Here is a 19,761-nt window from a genome sequence, read left to right on the forward strand (position 1 = left end):
CTTCGGGCGCCGTTTTTGTTTGAGGCTGGTCATGCAAATCGATGGGCAGTGCCATTGCGGGAAGATCACGTTCGAGGCCGAGATCGACCCCGAGGCGGTCTCGGTGTGCCACTGCACCGACTGCCAGGTGCTGACCGGCTCGCCGTTCCGGGTGACCGCGATCTGCACCAAGGCCGACGTGACGCTCACTGCCGGCACGCCCAAAATCTACGGCAAGCGGGGCGACAACGGCCGGATGCGCTTCCAGCATTTCTGCGGCGATTGCGGTTCCCCGCTGTTCACCAGCGGCGAGGCCGATCAGGCCGACGATTGGGGCATCCGCTGGGGCAGCATCCGCCAGCGCGACGCGTTGCGGCCCTCCAGGCAGATCTGGTGCCAGTCGGCAGCGGTCTGGATCGACGCGGTGCCGCTGCTGCCGGGGAGGCCGGGGGATTGAGAGTGGGGCTTGCCTAGCCGTAGCTCGCTGCGAAAAGCCCACCTTCGCCTGCTCGGCTTCGGCGTGGCAGCCTTCGCCCGCTTCGCGTCGGTGCACGTTTTGGCTGGCTTGCCAAGCCGTAGCCCGCGAAGCGGGCGAAGGCTGGTGGGCGGTCACGGATTCGAACCGCGGACCCTCTCGGTGTAAACGAGATGCTCTAACCAGCTGAGCTAACCGCCCCACGGCGCCTCTTTAGCGCTCCGGCGGGGGGAGGAGCAAGGGGCGAGCGCGCCGCGAGCTGGCCCCAATTTGCGGCTCGGTCAGGGTTTTCAGATCGGACGCGAGCAGCCCTGCGGCGAGCCCGCTGCAGGGGGAATTCACTTTCGTAGCGCGCTTCGCGTCGTCCGACCGAGCAGACGGCGATCGTGCTCGCCGCCGCTGTGCAGTGCCTCGGCCTGGAGTTCCCGCCTGATGTCAGGCCGTCTTGGTGAACATCGTCAGGACGCCGTCGGCGATGTTGATTGCGACGACTTGTGACGAGCTCAAGCCCTTGGCCTTGAGCACTGAGGCGGCCTGCGGTGTGGCGTCGATGGACTGCCGGAGCGACTGGATGTCTTGGTCGCTTGTGTGCGCCACGAGTTCATCGACCTTCGCGCGCACGGCCGGCTGCAATTCCTTGATGTCCACAACCTGTATGCTCCGGATCACCGTGCTGGACTGAGCGGACGGTTGTTCCGCGCCGGATTGCGACGATGCGCCCTGTGCCTGCACCAGAGCAGGTGTTCCGAGGGAGAGGGCCGCAACGATGACGGATGCCGTGAAGCTGCGCATGGTCATGCCTTTCCAGTTTGAGGAACGGCGAATCCTATCGACGAAATCTGGTTGGCATCTGATTCTGATGCGGCGGTTCGGTGAAACCAATGCGGCCGTAGTGTGCACAGGCGAGACGCGCTGCGCGCGGTGCTTCTGCGACGAGAGGATCACTATCAGACGATGGGTCGTCACGTCCATGCGGCGTACTAAAGATGATGGATCCCGTGCGATGCACGCCAGCCGAGCGTCATGGTCCCCTCAGTTACACACCTCGTGTTCACGGGAGATACCCTGCGCGACACTACCCGGCATTGCTGATCCCGAGGAGACGAGACGGCATCCCTTCGCCACGGGCCGACAGCCAGCGTTGTTGCAAATGATCTGCCCGCTTGTCTGAGGCTTTGACGGTGCGGACTCGACCTTCTTGCGCTCAGCATCCCGCTTAGCGCTATCGTCGCGCGTCGCGACCGGCTTCTTGTCCTGCACCTTCTGGCAGTCATTGTCGTCATTGACGCGGTAGCCGTCGCGGCAGGTGATTTTCACGCAAGCGTCGCCGTCGGCCTTGAAGCCGTGGTCGCAGATCAGCGGACAGACGCGGCCCGGCTTGGCCTTGATCGCGTCTAGCGCCTCGAAGCTCGCGAGCTTGGTGTCGAACTTGGTGCCGGCATACTTGTTGAACAGCGTCAGCGAGCGTTGTGACGAAGCGCTCCAGTCGCCGTCCGCCGAGGCTGTCAGACAGCCGACGCGGCGCAGCTCTGACTGCACCAGTTTTGTCATCTCCTGAGGCGACAGGCTCGGCTGTGATGCAGTCGGAGCGACGGCTGCGACCTTCTGTTCAGCGTCGACTTGCGCCTTTTGCTCGGAGGCCCGTTTCGCGGCCGCCTCGGCCGCGGCCTTCTCGTTCGCGAGTTTCTCGGCAAGCGCCTTTTCGGCGGCCTGCTTCTCGGCCATTGCCTTCGCCACTGCCGCCTCGGCGTCCTTGCGCCGCTGCTCGGCAGCGGCCGCCTTGGCTTCCTCGACCTGCTTGGCCTTCTCGGCGGCAAGACGCTTGTCCTCGGCCGCCTTGGCGGCGGCTGCCGCCTTCTCCTGCTCGGCCTTGTTGGCGCGCTCGGCGGCGAGCCGGGCCTTCTCCTCTTCTGCCTGCCGAGCCTTCTCTGCCGTCGCCGCGCGAGTTTCCTCGGCGGCGATCTTGTTCAACTGGCCTTTGGCGAGATCGGCATAGAAGCCGCTCGGAAAGCGATTGAGGAACGCTGTCCATCCGTCGCGCGTGCCGAGCTGAAGCGCCAGTTCGTAGTCGCGCCGGATCTCGCTGTCGGGGTTTGCCTGCGGGCCGGCCACGATCGGCTTCGCCGCAACCAGCGGCACGTCGTCGCCGCCGAGCGAGCCATAGACGTAGGGCTCCTGCTTGTAGCCGGTGTTCTTAAGAACATCGTCCCGCACGAAGCCGAAGGCCTTGCGCAGGTCGAGCCCGGGTGTAGGGAGGCGTTCGACCAGGGCCGCGGCAAACGGGCTGTTTTTGGAGCCGCCGTCGGAGGCAGTCGAGCCGGCCTTCGCGGCGAAGGCGATCATGGTGTTCGGGCTGGTTGGTTCGACCTTGGCGAGGCCGCGGCCGATGGCGCGCGCGGCGATGGTCCGCTTCATGGTTTTCGCGAACGGGTTGTCGCGGCAGGCATCGAGGATGACGAGGCGGAGCTGCTTGGCCGGCTCGACCGCGAACAGGGCGCGTTCCAGCGGCAGCGTCTCGTCGAGGACGTCGCTGTCCGTCTCGAGGCTGGCATCCGTGGGGATCAGGTAATTGGTGCCGTCGAGCTCGATGCCATGACCGGCATAGTAGACGACGGCCACATCGGCCTCACGCGTCCTGCCGCCGAAGTCGCGCAGCGCCCGGCGCATCTCCGCAGCGTTGAGGTCGAGCTTGATATCAACCAGGCCGAACCCTGCCTTCTTCAGCATGCCGCCGACGAGGGAGGCGTCGTTCACGGGATTGGCAAGCCTCGGCGCGCTCTTGTAGGCGGAATTGCCGATCACCAGCGCAACGCGCTTTTCCGCCTGCGCACTGCCGCAGCCAAGACAGAAGACGGCCAATAAAAACAGAAAAATCCGAATCGCGCCCATTGCAGCCCCAAATCGCAATGTGACCAGAGTAGTGGCAGAGTGCCATCAAGGCAAAAGCCCCTGTGTGACGAACGTCACAGGCGGCGGCGCGGGGTGTAACCGGCAACTGGCGTTGGTTCCGGAGAGAGTGCGCCAAGCATCCCGACGTGATATCGCCGCTGTGCCGGTGCATGCGGTCGGACCGCGGTGGCGGTATCGCGCGGACGAAAATGACCGGGGACACTATGCAGCAACCGAGCGGACACGAGCAGAACGCCGACCAGATCGCCTATTGGAATGGCCCCAGCGGGCAGCGCTGGGCCGACCGCCATGCCGTGCAGGAAAAGCTGCTCGGACCGATCGCCGATGTGCTGATCGACCGCGCCAGACCAAGACCGGGCGAGCGCGTGATCGACGTCGGCTGCGGCTCAGGAGCGACGACGGTGGCGTTCGCGAAGGCAGTCGCGCCTGATGGCTTCGCACTCGGGCTCGATGTTTCCGAGCCGATGCTGTCGCAGGCGCGGGCGCTGGCGCCAAAGGGCCTGCCGCTCGATTTCGTGCTGGCGGATGCGACGGTGCATCCGTTCGAGCCAGCGAGCTTTGACCTCTTGGCCTCGCGCTTCGGCGTCATGTTCTTTGCCGATCCCGTCGCGTCATTCGCCAATCTCCGCCGTGCACTGAAGCGCACCGGGCGGCTCGCCTTCGTCTGCTGGCGCGAGCCGAAGGAGAATCCGTGGATGATGGCGCCGCTGATGGCGGTCTATAAGCATGTGCCGAAGATGCCGCCGGTCGGGCCTGAGGAGCCGGGCCCGTTCGCCTTTGCTTCAGGGGAGCGCGTGATGCGTATCCTTGAGGGAGCCGGCTTCGTCGATGTGGCAATGGAGCCGCATAATCTTGCGATGGATATCGCCATCGGCGGCGGCCTCGATGCCGCCGTCGATGGCTCGCTCCAGATCGGCCCCGCCAGCCGCGCGCTGCAGGGCCATCCGCCGGAAACCTACGAGGCTGCAAAGGCCTCGATCCGCGAGGCGCTCGCGCCGTTCCTGAAAGGGCAGAGCGTGGCGCTGCAGGGGGCGATCTGGATCGTGACGGCGAAGATGGGGTAGCGGCGGCTTAGACGCTATTGAGGCGGAAACTGTCTGCCTAACACTCGGTGTCGTCCCGGCGAACGCCGGGACCCATAACCACAGGCAGAAATTGTCGCACGAAACCGGCAACTCCGAGTCTTCGTCAAACTTCATCCTGTGGTTATGGCTCCCGGATCAGCGCTCCGCTTCGCTGCGCTTGTCCGGGACGACAGCGGAGATTGGAGCTGTCACGCAGCCTCCTCACACCACATCATCCGGCGCGAGCGCGCAGCCATTATCGGGATGGGTCTCGACCTGGAGCGTGGTGTGGCCGATGCGGTAGGATGCCTTCAGCATCTGCGCGGTCTCCATCAGGAATGCATCGCCGGCCCCGTCGGGCATGACGAGGTGGCAGGTCAGGGCCGTCTCGGTGGTCGAGATCGGCCAGACGTGGAGATCGTGGATCGCGGACACACCCGGGCGCGCCAGCAGGAGCGCCCTGATCGCGGCGAGGTCGGTGCCCTTGGGCGCGGCCGCCATCGACATGTCGATCGAGCCGCGCAAGAGGCTGGTCGTGCTCCATAGGATGGTGGCGCAGATGACGAGGCTGGTGACGGGATCGAGCCAGAGCCAGCCGGTCCGGATGATCAGTGCGGCCGAGATCACGACGCCGAGCGAGACAGCGGCATCCGCCGCCATGTGCAAGTACGCGCCTTCGATGTTGATGTCGTCCTTGCGGCCGCTGGCGAACAGCAGGGCGGTGAAACCGTTGATGAGGATGCCGATGCCGGCGACCACCATCACGGTGACGCCCGCGACCGGCTCCGGCTCGCGCAGGCGCAAGATCGCTTCCCAGCCGATGGCGCCGGTCGCAACCAGCAGCAACACCGCATTCGCCAGCGCGGCCAGGATGGTGGAGGCGCGCAGGCCGTAGGTGAAGCGGCCGCTCGGCGCGCGCTTTGCCGCAATCGAGGCGCCCCAGGCCACGACCAGGCCCAGCACGTCGGAAAGGTTATGGCCGGCATCCGCGAGCAGGGCGGTGGAGTTGCCGATATAGCCATAGACCGCCTCGGCCACGACCAGCGCGGTGTTGAGGGTGATGCCGATCGCGAACGCCTTGCCGAAATTGGCGGGCGCATGGACATGCGCGTGGCCAGGACCATGATCGTGACCGTGGTCGTGATCATGCCCGTGGCCGGCGTGGTCATGATGATGGCCGTGATGGTCGTGGCTGCCCAAACCTAACGCTCCCCGGACGCTGCCAAATCAGGCGCCATTCTAGGCGTTTCGTGCGCCCCGTCACGCCGGAACAACACGTAGAGCGCCGGCAGCACCAGCAGCGTCAGCACTGTCGAGGAGATGATGCCGCCGATCACGACGGTTGCGAGAGGCCGCTGCACCTCGGCGCCGGCGCCGGTGGCGAGCGCCATCGGCACGAAGCCGAGCGAGGCGACGAGCGCCGTCATCAGCACCGGGCGCAGGCGGGTCAGTGCGCCCTCGCGCACGGCCTCCGCAATGGGCCGTCCCTCGCTGCGCAGCCGCTCTATGAACGCGATGATGACGAGGCCGTTGAGTACGGCGACGCCCGACAGCGCGATGAAGCCGACGCCGGCGCTGATGGACAGGGGAATGCCGCGCAGCAGCAGCGCCGCGACGCCCCCGGTCAGCGCCAGCGGCACGCCGGAAAACACCAGCGCCGCATCCGCCGCCGATCCCATGCCCATGAACAGCAGCAAAAACACCAGCAGCAGCGCCACCGGCACCACGATGGTCAGCCGCTTGGTGGCCGAGACCAGCTGCTCGAACTGGCCGCCCCAGCCGATCCAGTAGCCCGGCGGCAGCTTGACCTTCTCGGCGACGGCGGCCTGCGTCTCGGCGACGAAGGAGCGCAAATCGCGCCCGCGAACATTGGCCATCACCACGACGCGGCGCTTGCCGTTCTCGCGACTGATCTGGTTGGGGCCAGGCGCGATCTCGATTGCCGCAACGGAGGAGAGCGGCACGTAGCGCGGCGTCGTCCCCGATGCCCCCGGCCAGGCGGTTTTCGTGACGGCTGCGACGTCCTCGCCCGGCGGCAGCGGGATCGGCAGCGACTTGATCGTATCGGGGTTGGCACGCAGGCTTTCCGGCAGCCGCACCACGATGTCGAAGCGCCGATCGCCCTCGAACAGCTTGCCGACCGGCTTGCCGCCGATGGCGATCTCGACGAGGTTTTGCACCTCGCTGAGGCTGAGGCCATAGCGCGACAGCGCCTGGCGGTCGAGCTTGACGGTGAGGATCGGCAGGCCCGCGATCTGCTCGGTCTTGACGTCCGCGGCGCCCTCGATGCCACGAACGACGCCGTTGACCTGCTGGGCGATGCCGGCGAGCACGTCGAGGTCGTCGCCGAAGATCTTGACGCCGACGTCGCTGCGAATGCCGGCGATGAGCTCGTTGAAGCGCATCTGGATAGGCTGGGTCATGCCGTAGGCGGTGCCGGGCAGGGTGTTGGCGGCACGTTCGATGTCCTCGATCACTTCATTCTTCGGCTTGGCGGGATCGGGCCATTCCTCGCGCGGCCTCAGCGTGACATAGGTGTCGGCGACGTTCGGCGGCATCGGATCGTTGGCGATCTCGGCTGTGCCGATCTTGGAGAAGATGGTCGCGACCTCCGGCACCTGCTTCACCGCCTTTTCCAACCGAAGCTGCATGTCGACGCTTTGGGTCAGGCTGGTGCCGGGAATCCGGATGGTCTCGATGGTGATGTCGCCTTCGTCGAGACTGGGAATGAACTCGCCGCCCATGCGCGTCGCGGCGAAGATGCTGCCGGCGACAATCAGCACGGCACCGAACGCGACGCTGCCGCGATAGCGGATGGCGCGCTCGAGCAGCGGCACATAGAACCGCTTGGCGGCTCGCATGAAGACGTTCTCCGTCTCCGAGACCTTGCCGGTGACGAAGATGGCAACCGCGGCCGGGACGAAGGTGACCGACAGCAGCGCCGCGCCGGCGAGCGCCATCAGCACCGTCAGCGCCATCGGCGTGAACATCTTGCCTTCGGTCCCGGTCAGGGTGAGGACCGGAAGATAGACCACGGCGATGATCAGCGTGCCGAACAGGCTCGGCTTGATGACCTCGCTGGCACCAGTGCGGATGGTCTGGAGGCGCTCCTCCAGCGTCAGCAGCCGGCCGCGCCGGTGCTGTTCGGCGGCGAGCAGCCGCAGGCAGTTCTCGACGATGATGACGGCGCCATCGACGATGATGCCGAAATCGATCGCGCCCAAACTCATCAGATTGGCGCTGACCTTGCTCTCGACCATGCCCGTGATCGTGAACAGCATTGAGAGCGGGATGACGCAGGCCGTGATCAGCGCGGCGCGGAAGTTGCCGAGGATCAGGAACAGCACCGCGATCACCAGCGCCGCGCCCTCAATGAGGTTCTTCTCGACCGTCTGGATGGTCGCTTCCACCAGGTGCGTGCGATCGTAGACGGCGCGCGCAATCACGCCGTCGGGGAGCGATTTCGCGATCTCCGTGAGCCTGGCCTTGACGCGCTGGGCCACGGTGCGGCTGTTCTCGCCGATCAGCAGCATGGCGGTGCCGAGGACGGTCTCACCGCCGTTCGTGGTCGCAGCGCCACTGCGCAGGTCCTGGCCTTCCTGGACGTCGGCGACGTCGCGGATGCGCACCGGCACGCCGCCGCGCGAGCCGATCACGATGTCCCTGATGTCCTCGATATTGGCGACCTGGCCGGGGGCGCGGACCAGATATTGCTCGCCGTTGCGCTCGATATAGCCGGCGCCGACATTGGCATTGTTGGCCGCCAGCGCAGTCATGATGTCGCGGAAGCCGAGCTTGTAGGCCATCAGCCGGCCGGGGATCGGCAGCACGTGGAATTGCCGCTCATAGCCGCCGATCGAGTTGACCTCGATCACGCCGGGAATGGTGCGCAGCTGCGGCTTGATGATCCAGTCCTGGATGGTGCGCAGCTCCGTCGGCGTGAATTCGGCCCCGGTCGGCGACTTCGCACCTAGCTTGGCCTCGACCGAATAGACGTAGATCTCGCCGAGCCCGGTCGAGATCGGCCCCATCGCGACCTCGGTGCCTGCAGGAAGCTGGTCCTTGGCCTGCTGGATGCGCTCGTTGACGAGCTGGCGCGCGAAATAGATGTCGGTGCCGTCCTGGAATACGACGGTGACCTGGCTCAGGCCGTAGCGCGAAATTGAGCGCGTATAGTCGAGCCTGGGCAGGCCGCCCATCGCGGTCTCGAGCGGGAAGGTGATGCGCTGCTCGGCTTCGAGCGGCGACAGGCCCGGCGCGCGCGTGTTGATCTGGACCTGGACGTTGGTGACATCAGGGACGGCGTCGATCGGCAGGCGCGTGAAATTCCAGACGCCGAGGGCGCCGGCCGCGAGGGCGAGCAGGACCACGAGCCAGCGCTGGCGAACCGAGAAGGCGAGCAGGGCGTCAATCATGGTCGGCGTCTCCCTTGCCCATTTCCGCCTTGACCACAAAACTGTTCTCCGCGACGTAGCGCTCGCCGGTCGAAAGGCCGGCGCGGATCTCGACGAATTTCGGGTCGGCATCGCCCAGCTCCACGGGGCGCGCCTCGATCTTGTCGCCGTCCTCGCGGACGAACACGATGGTCTTGTTCTCCAGCGCCTGGATCGCGCTACGGCGCACGGCGACCGCGACATTGCGGGCGGCGAGGATCAGCCGCGCCGTGACGAACAGGCCGGGGCGCAGGCGCCCGTCGGGATTTGGCAGCACGACGCGCGCGAGCGCGGTCTGGGTCTCGCTCGAGCCGATCGGCGCCATGTAGGAGATCGTGCCCTTGATCTCGCCGCGGCCGTCGTCGGGATCGATCAGCACGTCGTCGTTGATCCGCACGCGCTTCAGGTCCTGTCGGTAGATCGACAGATCGACCCAGATGGTGGAGAGATCGGCGACGACGAAGGCCGGCTTCTGCTCGGAGGCGTATTCGCCGAGCGAGATCTGCCGTTCGATGATTGTGCCCCCGATGGGAGCCTTCAGCTCATAGACGGTGAGGCTCTGGTTGCTCTCGATCGCGGCCAGCAGATCGTCCTTGGCGACCTTGTCGCCGATGCGCTTCTGGATCGATTTTGCAATCCCGGGAAAGCGAGGCGTGACCTGAACGACTGCCTCCTGGTTGGCGCGCAGGATGCCGTTGAACGACAGCGTGTCGGTCAGCGTGGCGCTCGCGGCATCCGCCAAGGTCACGCCGGCGGCGGCCAGCTTGACGTCGGAGATGCGGATGCGGTCGGCGCCATGCTCGTCCTGCTCGACATGGTCGTTCGGCTTCTTCGGTTCGGAATGCTCGGCATGCTCCGTCGAGGCGACCTTGGCCGGCACGAGCATGGAATAGCCGTAGGCGCCGAGGGCGGCCGCAATGACGGCAACGAGGATGGTGGAGGATGTCTTCATCGCGCGCTCTCCCGGGCCAGCGCAAAGGGATTGCCGACGAGGCCTTCGATGGTCGCAACGCCGGCGTGGAAATTCTGCAGCGCCTCCTGCTCGCGCAGCCGCGCCTGGGTGACGCTCGCCTGAGCGTCCAGCACTTCGAGCAGGGTGAAGCGGCCCTGGCCGTAGCCTTGCGAGATCGCCTCGGACGCTTCGACGGCCTTGGGGATGGCGGTCTCGCGCAGCACCGCGAGCTCGCGTAGCGAGCCCTGCAGCGAGTCATAGGCGCGGCCGGCAATCACGATCAGCGTGTTGCGGTTGGCTTCGCGCTCGGCTTTGGTCTTGGCGAGGCTCTCCTGCGCCGAGAGGATATTGCCCTGGTTCTGGTCGAACACGGGGATCGGCACCGAGACGGTGAGGCGCACCGCGTCGTCATTGCTCTCGTTGAAGTGACGCCAGCCCGCGGCGATCCGCACGTCGGGATAGGGTTTGAGCCGCGCGATCAGTAGTTCGGCATTGCGCTGGGCATAGACGGCGGTCCAGCGCACCAGTTGCGGATTGGCGTCGATGGCCGCGACCACCGACTGGAACGTCGGCGGGCGCCCGGTGGTGTCGAGCCGGCCGGAGACCTCGCCGAATTTCGCTGAGGGATCGCCCATCAGCACCGCAAGCTCGCGCCGGGCGCTCGCGAGCGTCGCCTTGAGGCGCTCGCGGTCAGCCTTCACCAGCGCGGAGGCGACCTCGGCGCGGCCGGTCTCGGCCGGCGAGGAGGCGCCGGCCTCGACGCGGCGGCGGAGCAGCGGCGTCAAGCGGTCGATCGCGTCGATCTGCTCGTCCAGGATCTGGATGCGCCGCTGCGCGCCGAGCACGCTGAGGAAGGCGATCGCGGTCTCCGACAACACCTCCAGCCTGACTGCCTTGCGCTGAATCGCGGCGACCTGGATGCCGGCTGCGCTTGCGGCAATCCGCGCGTCGCGCTTGCCGAACAGCTCGAAGGCCTGGCTGATCTGGAGCGTGGTCTCGGCCGATCTGGTGCCGCGATAGATGCCGGAGCCGAACGAATCGTCCTGCTCGTACGACAGTTCCGGATTGAGCAGCGCGCCGGCCTGGATGCGCTGGCCGGTGGCAATGCCGACGTCGCGCTCCGCCGCCGTCAGGCGCGGGCTTGCGGCCAGCGCGCGCGAGAGCGCCGCACGCATGGTCAGCGTCTGGGCGTGTGAAGTCAGCGCCAGGGGTGGGCTGATGAGAATAGCCAGCGCGCACGCGATGCGCGCAGCCGTTCGTCTGCGAAACATGAAAAAGACCCGTGAAGGAGAACCGATGGGCGCGCGCAGCGCCCGGCTGATCCGTTCAGGTCAGGTGTTTTGGAGGCGGGGAATCGGTATCGGGCGCGATGCCGGCAAGCGCCGTCTGCCGCTGCTGGACCGGCGGGGCGATCACATTGGTCGCGGTGTCCGACTGCACCGGCTGTATGACGGCGACGGAGAAGCAACCGTGGCAGTGATGGCCGCCAAACGCCTTGTGGTCGCCACGGCCGGCCGCGCCGTCCTCGAGGATCGAGGCGATCTCCGAGCCGCCGGAGGGGCTGGTCACATCGATGTCATGGGCGCCATGGAGCGCGCCCGAGAGCAGATACAGGACCGCGACCACCACAGCCACGAGCCCGCGCCAGTTGCGCGTCGAGCTCAGTTGGAAGGGCCGGCGGTTCGGGACCACGAATTCACTCTTGCTGTCGATCCGGCTGGCCTAGCATGGCAGCGGGAACAGTGTCGACCCGCAATAGTGTTACGTGTGGGGAACTCAACGTCGCAGCCGCACGTCTCTGTGCGACTGCGACCGGCTCGCAACATGTGGAGTTGCGAGCTCATTCGGCGGCCTCCTGAATTTGCTCAGATGCGACAACCGCCTCGCCCGCACGCAGCCCAAAACCCTTCACCAATCCGAAGATGGCGGGGATCACGATCAGCGTCAGCAGCGTCGATGAGATCATGCCGCCGATCATGGGCACGGCGATGCGCTGCATGATCTCCGATCCCGTTCCGCTGCTCCACATGATCGGCAGCAGGCCGGCCATGATCGCAACCACCGTCATCATCTTCGGGCGGACGCGCTCGACGGCGCCTTCCATGATGGCCTTGTCGAGATCGTCGCGGGTCAGAACACGGCCGGCGCGCGCGCAGCGCGCTTCGGTCTCGGCGAGGGCGTGGTTGAGATAGATCAGCATCACCACGCCGGTCTCGGCCGCCACGCCCGCGAGTGCGATGAAGCCGACGGCGACCGCGACCGAGAGGTTGAAGCCGAGCCACCACATCAGCCACAAGCCGCCGACGAGCGCGAAGGGCAGCGACAGCATCACGATCATGGTCTCGGTGATCGAGCGGAAGTTGAGGTAGAGCAGCAGGAAGATGATCAGCAGCGTCACCGGTACGACGATCTTGAGCCGCGCCGTGGCACGTTCCAGATACTCGTATTGTCCGCTCCAGACCACATAATAGCCGGGCGGGAACGGGACGCTCGCCTGCACCGCCGCGCGCGCGTCGGCGACATAGCCGCCGAGATCGCGGTCGCGGATGTCGACATAGATGTAGGTGGCAAGCTGTCCGTTCTCGGTCCGGATCGAGGTCGGCCCGCGCGCCGGCGTGACGCTGGCGACCTCGCCGAGCGGGACGGCGCCGCCTGATGGCATCGGCACCAGGATGTCGCTGGCGATCGCCTTCGGATTGTCGCGCAGGTCGCGCGGATAACGCATGTTGACGGTGAAGCGCTGCCGGCCCTCGACAGTCGTCGTCACGGCCTGGCCGCCGAGCGCAGTGGCGATCGTGTCCTGCACGTCCTGCACCGCGATGCCGTAGCGCGACAGCGCCTCGCGGTCCGGCGTGATCTCGAGATAGTAGCCGCCGAGGCTGCGCTCGGCATAGGCCGAGGACGTGCCCGGCACGGCCTTGAGCACCTGCTCGATCTGCCGGGCGAGCTTGTCGATCCCGACGAGGTCGGTGCCGATGACCTTGACGCCCACGGGCGTGCGGATGCCGGTCGAGAGCATGTCGATGCGCGCCTTGATCGGCATGGTCCAGGCGTTGGAGACGCCGGGAAACTGCAGCGCCTTGTCCATCTCGGCGATCAGGCTGTCGATGGTCACCCCAGTGCGCCATTGCTCCTTCGGCTTGAGGTCGACGATGGTCTCGAACATTTCCGACGGCGCCGGATCGGTCGCGGTGGCCGCGCGGCCGGCCTTGCCGTAGACCGAGGCGACTTCCGGAAACGAGCGGATGATCCGGTTCTGGGTCTGCATCAGCTCGGCGGCCTTGGTCACGGAAATGCCGGGCAGCGTCGTCGGCATGTAGAGCAGGGTGCCTTCGTTGAGGTTCGGCATGAATTCGGAGCCGAGGCGGCCGGCCGGCCAGATCGAGGCGGCGAGCACGCCGAGCGCGAGCAGGATCACCGGGATCCGCGCCCGCAGCACGCCTGAGATCACCGGCCGGTAGATCCAGATCAGGAAGCGATTGATCGGGTTCCTGTGCTCCGGGATGATCCTGCCGCGGACGAAGATCACCATCAGCGCCGGCACCAGCGTGACCGACAGCAAGGCTGCCGCTGCCATCGCAAAAGTCTTGGTGAAGGCGAGCGGGCTGAACAGCCGGCCCTCCTGCGATTCCAGCGTGAAGATCGGCATGAACGAGACGGTGATGATCAAGAGGCTGAAGAACAGGGCAGGGCCGACCTCGGCGGCGGCCTCGATCAGGATCGCGACCCTGGATTGGCCGGGCTCGGCGCGCTCGAGATGCTTGTGCGCATTCTCGATCATGACGATGGCGGCGTCGATCATGGCGCCGATGGCGATCGCGATGCCGCCGAGGCTCATGATGTTGGAGCCGATCCCGAGCAGCTTCATGGCCCCGAAGGCCATCAGAACGCCGACGGGGAGCATCAGGATGGCGACCAGCGCGCTGCGGACATGCAGCAGGAACACGATGCAGACCAGCGCCACCACGATGCTCTCCTCGAGCAGCGTGTGCCGGAGCGTGTCGATCGCGGCCTTGATGAGGTTGGAGCGGTCGTAGACCGGGACGATCTCGACCGATTTCGGCAGGCTGGTCGCGATCTCCCTGAACCGCTTCTTGACGTTCTCGATCACGTCGAGCGCGTTCATGCCGAAGCGCTGCAGCACGATGCCGCTCGCCACCTCGCCCTCGCCGTTGAGTTCGGCGATGCCGCGCCGCTCGTCCGGTCCGAGCTCGACGCGGGCGACGTCGCGCAGCTTGACCGGCGTTCCGTTGTCGGTCTTCAGCACGATGTTGCCGATGTCGTCGACACTTTTCAGATAACCCTTGCCGCGAATGACATATTCGAACTCGGACAGCTCGACGGTGCGGCCGCCGACGTCGGCGTTGCTGGCGAGGATGGCCTCGCGCATCTTCTGCATGGTGATACCGAGGTCGCGCATGCGCTGCGGATCGAGGATGACGTTGTATTGCTTGACGAAGCCGCCGACGCCCGCAACCTCCGCCACGCCTTCCGCCCTGGCGAGCGCGAACTTCAGATTCCAGTCCTGGATCGTCCGGGTCTCGGCGAGGTTCAACTCCTTGGACATCACGGCATATTGGTAGACCCAGCCGACGCCGGTGGCGTCGGGGCCGATCGTCGGCGCGACGCCTGCGGGCAGGCGCGATGCGGCACCGTTGAGGAATTCGAGCACGCGCGAGCGGGCCCAGTAGATGTCGGTGCCGTCCTCGAAGATGACGTAGACGAAGGAGACGCCGAAGAAGGAGAAGCCGCGCACGACCTTCGACTTCGGTACCGTCAGCATCGCGGTGGCGAGGGGATAGGTGACCTGGTCCTCGATCACCTGGGGCGCCTGGCCCTGATATTCGGTGTAGACGATGACCTGGGTGTCGGAGAGATCGGGGATGGCATCCAGCGGCAGATGCAGCAGGGCATAGAGGCCGGCAGCAGTGGCAAAGCCGGTGCCGAACAGCACCAGCAGCAGGTTGCGTGCCGACCAGGCGATGATGCGCGCGATCATGGCTTGCCTCCCATGGCGTGGCCGCTGTGCGCGTCTGTGCCTTGAGCACTGGTGGGTTGGGCGTTGCCGCCTTCGGCGAGCCCCTTGAGGGCTGCCTTGAGGTTGCTCTCGGCGTCGATCAGGAAGTTGGCGGAGGTGACGATGGCGTCGCCCTCGGCAAGCCCGTCGCGGATCTCGACATAGCCGTCGCCCCGCCGCCCGAGCTTGACCTCGCGCGGCTCGAAGCGGCCCTGTCCCTTGTCGACCAGGACGGCCTGCCGGCTGCCGGTGTCGAGCACCGCACTTTCGGCAACCACCAGCACCGGCGCCGGATTGCCGGTATCGATCTCGGCATCGACATACATGTCGGGAAGCAGCGCGAGGTCGGCGTTGGCGAGTTCGATCCGCAGCCGCGCCGTGCGCGTCTCCTTGTTCAGCTGCGGGTAGATGACGCTGATGCGGCCCCTGAAATCCCGGCCGGGATAGCTGCGCGCGCGCACCGTCACGGGCTGGCCGACGGCGATACCGCCGAGGTCGCGCTCGGCGACGTCGACGGTGGCCCATACCAGAGAGATATCGGCGATGCGGAACAGGATGTCGCCCGGCTGGGCGCGCATGCCGTCGATGGCGTTGCGCTGGAGCACGATGCCGTCACGCGGCGACGACCACTGGATGGTAATCGGCACCGAATGGCTCTTCTCCATCTCGGCGATGACGGGCTCGGGGACGTCGAGATTGACCAGCCGCTGCCGCGAGCCCCGGCCATACGGCTCGATGCCTGCCGTGGTCTTCGAGGTGATGGTCGCGAGATATTCGGCCGCCGCGGACGACACGGCGGGGCTGTAGATCTCCATCAACGGCTGCCCCCGGGTCACACGGCTTCCGGTGGTAACGTCGGCAACCTTCTGCACAAAGCTCTCGGCGCGCATGGCAATCACCGAGATCCGGCGTTCGTCGAGCTGGATCGTGCCCGGCGCGCGCACCAGCATCCGCAGCCGGCGCCTTTCGGCAGGCTCCGATTTGACGCCGCTGCGCTGGATCTTGCCGGGCGACAGTTTTACCGAGCCGTCGTCGCTGTCGTCGCTTTCGTAGACGGCGATGTAGTCCATCCCCATCGAATCCTTCTTCGGCACCGGCGAGGTGTCGGGCAGGCCCATCGGGTTGCGGTAATATTTGATCTTGCGATCGCTCTTGTGCTGACCCCCGTGTTCGGCCGCGGTCATCGTCGCCGGCTGGTCGGAGGCATCGGACGGCGCCGGCACGGCGACATAGTCGCGGCCGTCATCGGTCTTCTTCGGCGTCGGCGAATAGAGCGGCTTGCCGTCCGGGTCCTGGTAGTAGAGCGGGGCGGGCGCATCCGCCGCATTGGCGGCGGACAGGATTGGATCGCCGTTCGGCGGCAGCAGGCTGCCAGCCGACAGCGCGACGCCTGCCGCTGCGACAAGCGCAGCGGCAGTGCCGATGAGGCGGCTCCTGCTCATTGCTCGGCCGTGACGACGAGCTTGTTGTCGACCGTGCCGTTTTCGCCCTGCACCTTGGCGCCGAGCGAAAGCTGCCAGCGTCCGGCCATGCCGAAGGTCGCCTTGAAACGGTAGGTGCCGGGCTCGCTGCCCGGCATCGGCGTGACCTTGGTGGCCATCTCCTGCATGCCGTCAGGTGCCATGTCGAGCCGGCTGGCGAACACCACGGCATCGGGCACTGTATTGCCGGTGGTCTTGTTGACCAGCCGCACCGTCACGACACGATCGGCGCCGGCCTTGACGGTCGGCTGCACCAGCTGGAATTCGTAGTTCTTGATCTCGGCGCGCGCGACACCCGCGAACGCAGTGGCGATCAGCGCGGCCATGGCGGCGCGCGCGAGATGGGACATTGTCATGATTTCAATTCCTCGATGGGTCTGATGGAGCCGCACGCAACGACGTGTTGCGAGACGGCAGGCAGCGATGCGCGGAGGTTGCGGCACGCATGTTCACCCAGGCGCCTGGGCGCCTGTCAGACGATCGATCGAGGTGGGTGGTCCGGAGGCGGGCGGGTGAGGCCGTCGACGATGGCATCATCGAGCGGCCGAAGCAGTGCAAGGGCGCGCGCATAGCGGGTCGCCGTCACGACCGCAGGTCCGGACTGCAACACCTTCAGCATGCAGATCGCGAGGAGCGGGCAGTCCTGGCACTGCTTGCTGTTCTGCTCGTCGGGGCAGCAGGGCATATCGGCCGACATGTCCTGCGCGTCGGTCATCTGCATGTCGGTCGCAATCAGGGGGGCGGCCGCTGCTGGTGTCACCAACGGCGCAACCGTCAGCCCCGCGGTCACGAGGACCGCGAGCACGAGCCTGAGGATGCGACGAGCCATCATGGCGCGACACTCTCACACGGTGGCAGCACTGGAAAGTCCCCCGGTTCACAAGTGTGAGAGCAGGGAGCGCTGGTGGTTAACCGTTTCGAGCGATCGCGGAGTACCATGTTATTGCGCAATCCTAACGGGATTTGGGGCCTCCCTGATAATGCCATCCGGATGTGCCGACCGTCGGCGCGGGTGCGGGCAGCGCTGGAACTTGCCAATCATAGGCCAACGCGGAATACGGGCCTTGAGGTAGGACAAACGCTCTGGATTGCATGGTTTGCCTGGCCTCATTTGGCCAGTAGCTCCGGTCGGAAATGGTCGAGCCCGCATGGGCGCCGGCCGACACGGCCACGAGAAGCGTGAGTGCGAGAAGGCTCTTCGTCAACATAGTTCAGGCTCCATCATTTTTTCGGAAGCGCCTCTGTTGCGCTTCTCCTGAGGAGTTCGGAGCTATCCGCGAAACGGTTACAAGCTCACGCCGACGTGAGAGCGGCCTCTCACCATCGGAGCAGCCGGGGTCCCAACAGTGCGCCTGCGAGGGTGCACAGCACGATCGTACCGCCATACCAGAGCGCGACGAAGGGTAGCGAGTCGTCGGTGCAGTGAAGCGCATAGGCCATCGCGCTCACGCCACCTGCGACGAGCCCGCTGAAGGCACCAGTACGGACCAGATTGGTCGGAGCCGCCTGTCGCACGGCCCAAATGACGACGGCAAACGGGACGACCGCGATGATCGGAATCGAGATGAGGCATTCGAGCCATTGATCGCCCATCACCATCCTGTCCCAGTGTGAGCTCGGCGCCTGCCCAAGGCTGACGCCGGCAAGCAGGAGGATCGCCACAAAGGGCAGTGCGGCGAGGCCCGGGGATACTCTTCGTTCCCCGCCAGGCCGCGCCAGCCGTGCCAGATAGACCGCCGCCGCACCTGTGGTGCCGAACGCGAATGCGATCTTCAGGAGCAGAAAGATCAGGGGACGTGGTGTGGTCAGGTCGGTGCGGGCACCAAGTGCCAAAAACGAGACTCCGATCGCAACAGCCATTCCAACCACAAGCGCAATGCCGACGCTACGGTTGACCCGCCGCCGGTTGATCGGTTCGACACTCGCGCTCAGTGCGCTGATCAGCTCGTCCGTCCTCATGTTTGCGTCCTCTGTGCAATCAACGCCGCCAGGGCCTTCAGCCCGCGATGGATATTGACCTTCACGCCCGATTCCGAGATGCGGCAGCGCTGCGCCGCTTCAGCGACGCTTAGCCCGTCGAGTTTCACGGCCTCGATCGCGCATTGCATCTTCTCCGGCAGGTGTTTGAGCAACCGCCTGAGATCAAAGCTGCTCTCGGCGCTGAGGTGATCGTCGTTGGCGATGACTTCGCCCGCCTCGTCGATCGGTACGTCGGTCACCGAGGCCCGATTTCGGCGGAGATAGTCGATCAGTTTGTAGCGCGCGATCGCGTGCACCCAGGGCGTCAACGGCTCTGCGGGATCGTAGGTATGGCGCTGGATGTGGATCGCCAGCACCGCCTCCTGAACCAGATCCTCGGCTTCCGTGGCACCCCGCCCCATCCTGGCAAGCTTGCCCTTGTAATAGGCGCGCAAATGACGGCTCAGCCGCTCAAGCAGCACGCGATGTGCCGCGGCGTCGCCGTCCTGGCTGGCGAGCATCAGTGCCCTGAGCTCAGTTTCCGGTGATCTCATACCCACTTGGCTTTAGTTCGGTCGTATGGCCGCCCCGGTTACAGTCAGTTCGAAAGATTCTCATTTTCCTGCTCCCAGGGAAACGGTGCGAAGGGGCGGATCGAGGCGGCGCAACGCGGAACATCCCTGGAAATCGCCATCGGGGCGGGCTGATGGTAAGATGGCATGCCGAGAGGAGCCTGGAATGCCCGAAGAGTCTTGCTGCTCGAACGACGCGTGCTGCACGGCAGCCGCTAAACCGCAAGTGCAGGACGTTGCCACATCGGGCTGCGGCGACTGCTGCTCGGCAGGCGTTCCGGTCTTCGATGGGCTCGATCCGCGATACAAGCGTGTGCTGTGGACCGTCATCGCCATCAATGCGGCGATGTTCGTGAGCGAAATGACGGCGGGCCATTTGGCCGGCTCGCAGGCTCTCAAGGCCGATGCCCTCGACTTCCTGGCCGATACCGTCACCTACGGCCTGAGCCTTTCGGTGATCGGTGCGGGCATCAGGACGCGCGCAACCGCCGCGCTGTTCAAGGGGGTGTCGCTCAGCGCCATGGCCGCCTGGGTGTTCGGGTCGACGGTCTACCAGACCCTCGTCCTGGGACTTCCCCGTGCGGAGTTGATGGGCGCGATGAGCCTGGCCGCGCTGGCGGCTAACCTGACCTCGGTTCTCCTACTGACGCGCTACAAGGACGGTGACGCCAACGTCCGGTCGGTATGGCTCTGCTCGCGCAATGACGCCATTGGCAACGTCATCGTGATGGTTGCTGCCGTTGGAGTGTTCGGCACCGCGACGGCTTGGCCTGATCTGGCTGTCGCCGCGGTAATGGCGGGAATCTTCCTCACCTCATCGCTGCAAATCCTGCGGCAAGCGTGGGCGGAGTATCGCGGCGGGCAAGCTGCCGCGACGGCCTGAGGCCGGACGGACGAACAGCTGAGCCGCGACGGAATT

At 65.9% G+C, this 19,761-nt stretch carries 16 protein-coding genes and 1 tRNA gene; 3 read left to right on the forward strand and 14 right to left on the reverse strand.

Annotated elements, in window-relative coordinates; all coding sequences use genetic code 11:
- Positions 1 to 31: 31 nt before the first annotated feature.
- The gene (locus JQ635_RS20375; RefSeq protein WP_211411572.1) at positions 32 to 436 is read left to right on the forward strand and encodes a GFA family protein; all 405 of its coding nucleotides are present in this window, start codon (positions 32 to 34) and stop codon (positions 434 to 436) included.
- 142 nt (positions 437 to 578) lie between these two features.
- On the opposite strand, the gene JQ635_RS20380 is transcribed toward JQ635_RS20375, so the two are convergent.
- The 3 genes from JQ635_RS20380 to JQ635_RS20390 all read right to left on the reverse strand — a co-directional run bounded on the left by JQ635_RS20380 (position 579) and on the right by JQ635_RS20390 (position 3,343).
- Positions 579 to 655: transfer RNA gene (locus tag JQ635_RS20380), tRNA-Val, on the reverse strand.
- Between the two features lie 234 nt (positions 656 to 889).
- Positions 890 to 1,426, reverse strand: coding sequence for a hypothetical protein (locus tag JQ635_RS20385; RefSeq protein ID WP_246583656.1), 537 nt, complete (start codon positions 1,424 to 1,426; stop codon positions 890 to 892).
- Positions 1,427 to 1,486: 60 nt separating this feature from the next.
- The gene (locus JQ635_RS20390) at positions 1,487 to 3,343 is read right to left on the reverse strand and encodes a caspase family protein (RefSeq protein WP_211411573.1); all 1,857 of its coding nucleotides are present in this window, start codon (positions 3,341 to 3,343) and stop codon (positions 1,487 to 1,489) included.
- Positions 3,344 to 3,567: 224 nt separating this feature from the next.
- Here JQ635_RS20390 and JQ635_RS20395 point away from each other — a divergent pair, with 224 nt between their 5' ends.
- Complete coding sequence (locus JQ635_RS20395) at positions 3,568 to 4,428, forward strand: class I SAM-dependent methyltransferase (protein ID WP_211411632.1); 861 nt, start codon at positions 3,568 to 3,570, stop codon at positions 4,426 to 4,428.
- Between the two features lie 222 nt (positions 4,429 to 4,650).
- Here JQ635_RS20395 and JQ635_RS20400 read toward each other — a convergent pair whose 3' ends face one another.
- From JQ635_RS20400 to JQ635_RS20450, 11 genes are all read right to left on the reverse strand, one after another.
- Positions 4,651 to 5,628, reverse strand: a complete 978-nt coding sequence (locus JQ635_RS20400) for a cation diffusion facilitator family transporter (protein WP_211411574.1) — start codon at positions 5,626 to 5,628, stop codon at positions 4,651 to 4,653.
- A 2-nt stretch (positions 5,629 to 5,630) separates the two neighbouring features.
- Positions 5,631 to 8,843 carry a divalent metal ion exporter subunit IhpC gene (ihpC, locus tag JQ635_RS20405; protein ID WP_211411575.1) on the reverse strand — a complete coding sequence of 1,071 codons (3,213 nt, stop codon included), beginning with the start codon at positions 8,841 to 8,843 and terminating at the stop codon, positions 5,631 to 5,633.
- Positions 8,836 to 9,813: a divalent metal ion exporter adaptor subunit IhpB gene (gene ihpB / locus JQ635_RS20410; RefSeq protein ID WP_211411576.1), complete on the reverse strand. Its 978-nt coding sequence runs from the start codon at positions 9,811 to 9,813 to the stop codon at positions 8,836 to 8,838. The genes ihpC and ihpB overlap by 8 nt, the downstream gene beginning before the upstream one ends.
- Positions 9,810 to 11,084, reverse strand: a complete 1,275-nt coding sequence (gene ihpA / locus JQ635_RS20415; protein WP_211411577.1) for a divalent metal ion exporter subunit IhpA — start codon at positions 11,082 to 11,084, stop codon at positions 9,810 to 9,812. Before ihpA ends, ihpB begins: the two co-directional genes overlap by 4 nt.
- Positions 11,085 to 11,139: 55 nt before the next feature.
- On the reverse strand, positions 11,140 to 11,505 hold the full coding sequence (locus JQ635_RS20420; RefSeq protein ID WP_211411578.1) for a hypothetical protein: 366 nt from the start codon (positions 11,503 to 11,505) through the stop codon (positions 11,140 to 11,142).
- A gap of 148 nt (positions 11,506 to 11,653) precedes the next feature.
- Positions 11,654 to 14,812: an efflux RND transporter permease subunit gene (locus JQ635_RS20425; protein ID WP_211411579.1), complete on the reverse strand. Its 3,159-nt coding sequence runs from the start codon at positions 14,810 to 14,812 to the stop codon at positions 11,654 to 11,656.
- Positions 14,809 to 16,272 carry an efflux RND transporter periplasmic adaptor subunit gene (locus JQ635_RS20430; RefSeq protein WP_211411580.1) on the reverse strand — a complete coding sequence of 488 codons (1,464 nt, stop codon included), beginning with the start codon at positions 16,270 to 16,272 and terminating at the stop codon, positions 14,809 to 14,811. The genes JQ635_RS20425 and JQ635_RS20430 overlap by 4 nt, the downstream gene beginning before the upstream one ends.
- The gene (locus tag JQ635_RS20435) at positions 16,269 to 16,667 is read right to left on the reverse strand and encodes a FixH family protein (RefSeq protein ID WP_211411581.1); all 399 of its coding nucleotides are present in this window, start codon (positions 16,665 to 16,667) and stop codon (positions 16,269 to 16,271) included. The genes JQ635_RS20430 and JQ635_RS20435 overlap by 4 nt, the downstream gene beginning before the upstream one ends.
- Positions 16,668 to 16,783: 116 nt before the next feature.
- Positions 16,784 to 17,143 carry a hypothetical protein gene (locus tag JQ635_RS20440; protein ID WP_211411582.1) on the reverse strand — a complete coding sequence of 120 codons (360 nt, stop codon included), beginning with the start codon at positions 17,141 to 17,143 and terminating at the stop codon, positions 16,784 to 16,786.
- Positions 17,144 to 17,628: 485 nt separating this feature from the next.
- On the reverse strand, positions 17,629 to 18,270 hold the full coding sequence (locus tag JQ635_RS20445) for a DUF1109 domain-containing protein (RefSeq protein WP_211411583.1): 642 nt from the start codon (positions 18,268 to 18,270) through the stop codon (positions 17,629 to 17,631).
- Complete coding sequence (locus tag JQ635_RS20450) at positions 18,267 to 18,824, reverse strand: sigma-70 family RNA polymerase sigma factor (RefSeq protein WP_211411584.1); 558 nt, start codon at positions 18,822 to 18,824, stop codon at positions 18,267 to 18,269. Before JQ635_RS20450 ends, JQ635_RS20445 begins: the two co-directional genes overlap by 4 nt.
- Positions 18,825 to 19,008: 184 nt before the next feature.
- Here JQ635_RS20450 and JQ635_RS20455 point away from each other — a divergent pair, with 184 nt between their 5' ends.
- On the forward strand, positions 19,009 to 19,725 hold the full coding sequence (locus JQ635_RS20455; RefSeq protein ID WP_211411585.1) for a cation transporter: 717 nt from the start codon (positions 19,009 to 19,011) through the stop codon (positions 19,723 to 19,725).
- The last annotated feature ends 36 nt before the right edge of the window (positions 19,726 to 19,761 follow it).

The organism is Bradyrhizobium iriomotense (assembly GCF_018130765.1).
In the GTDB taxonomy this organism is placed as follows: Bacteria; Pseudomonadota; Alphaproteobacteria; order Rhizobiales; family Xanthobacteraceae; genus Bradyrhizobium; species Bradyrhizobium iriomotense_A.